Origin of the sequence: Sphingomonas sp. CCH5-D11 (assembly GCF_001557395.1) — a bacterium.
Taxonomy (GTDB): Bacteria; Pseudomonadota; Alphaproteobacteria; order Sphingomonadales; family Sphingomonadaceae; genus Sphingomonas.
Window position 1 is genome coordinate 1 of the sequence record NZ_LSKH01000057.1, and the last position, 1,398, is coordinate 1,398.

Genomic DNA, 1,398 nt, shown 5'->3' on the forward strand with positions numbered 1-1,398 from the left:
GTCGGCTGCGTCTGCTGGACGAGGCGGATGAGGTTGGTCGAGTCCGTCAGATCGCCGTAATGGAGGTGGAAGCGCGGGTCCTCATCATGCGGGTCCTGATAGATATGCTCGATCCGCCCCGTGTTGAACGACGACGAACGCCGCTTCACGCCATGAACCTGATATCCCTTCGCCAGCAGCAGCTCCGCCAGATACGATCCGTCCTGCCCCGTCACCCCCGTGATCAGCGCGACCTTCCGCTCCGTCATGTCATCCCTCCCCCAGGTGAGACGATGCTAGGGCGTGGCCATGTGGGCAACAAGGCGAGCGGCCATGGGTTTGATCCATAATGGGCCTATGTCGCGCTAGTGCAACGCAGCGGACCTGATGCTCGCAGCGCAGCAACGAAGAACCGCGCGCGGCGTTGACCCTCCCGAAGCGCTGTCGCACAGCGAGCGCCAGATAGATGCAGTGATCGAAGAAATCGATCACACTGACCAAATGTAAACGGTTCAATCGTTTGCTGCGGCGCACTATCTGGAGCCAGCACTTACGCAAGGAGATACGCATGTCGCTTATCGGCACGACCATCAAGCCGTTCGAGACCCAGGCCTATAAGGAAGGCAAGTTCGTGACCGTCACCGACGCGGACACCCGCGGCAAGTGGGCGGTGTTCTTCTTCTATCCGGCCGACTTCACCTTCGTGTGCCCGACCGAGCTCGAGGACCTCGCCGATCATTACGAGACGTTCCAGAAGATGGGCGTCGAGATCTATTCGGTGTCGACCGACACGCACTTCAGCCACAAGGCATGGCACGATACCTCGCCGGCAATCGGCAAGATCAAGTTCACCATGCTGGGCGACCAGAACCACACCATCTCGAACAACTTCGACATCCTGCGCGCGGGCCAGGGCCTGGCCGATCGCGGCACCTTCGTGGTTGATCCCGATGGCGTGATCCAGCTGATGGAGATCACCAGCGAGGGCGTCGGCCGCAACGCGGTGGAACTGCTGCGCAAGATCAAGGCGGCGCAGTATATTGCGGCGCACCCGGGTGAGGTCTGCCCGGCGAAGTGGGAAGAGGGCGAAACCACGCTCGCCCCGTCGCTCGACCTCGTCGGCAAGATCTGAGCCTAACCGCTCCGATGACGGACGGGGCAGCGTATTTTGTCCCGTCCACACCGCTCCGTCATGCCGGGCTCGTCCCGGCATCCAGACCTTCGCAGGCGCATCAAGCGTTGAGTGCGCGGAACCCTGGACCCCGGGACAAGCCTGTCTTGAGCGCCTGCCTTGGCGGGCAGTCGAAAGGCCCGGGGTGACGGCGTGAGTGGTGGCAAGCGCCACGTCCCACCAACCACCTACCTTCACACCAGCGGTGCGGCGTCGCCCCCCCCTGCGCCTGTCTCTTATACACATCT

Annotated in this window: 2 protein-coding genes; one reads left to right on the top strand and one right to left on the bottom strand. The window is 62.4% G+C overall.

Translation table 11 applies throughout. The features are described 5' to 3' along the window. Positions 1-248, bottom strand: a 248-nt coding sequence (locus AX702_RS03650) for a GDP-mannose 4,6-dehydratase (RefSeq protein WP_156455344.1), incomplete at its 3' end; no start/stop codon positions are given. A gap of 299 nt (positions 249-547) precedes the next feature. Between AX702_RS03650 and ahpC the strand changes: the two genes are divergently transcribed. Beyond that, entirely contained in the window at positions 548-1,111 is a 564-nt protein-coding gene (gene ahpC / locus AX702_RS03655) for an alkyl hydroperoxide reductase subunit C (RefSeq protein WP_066776277.1), read from the top strand. Positions 1,112-1,398: the final 287 nt, after the last annotated feature.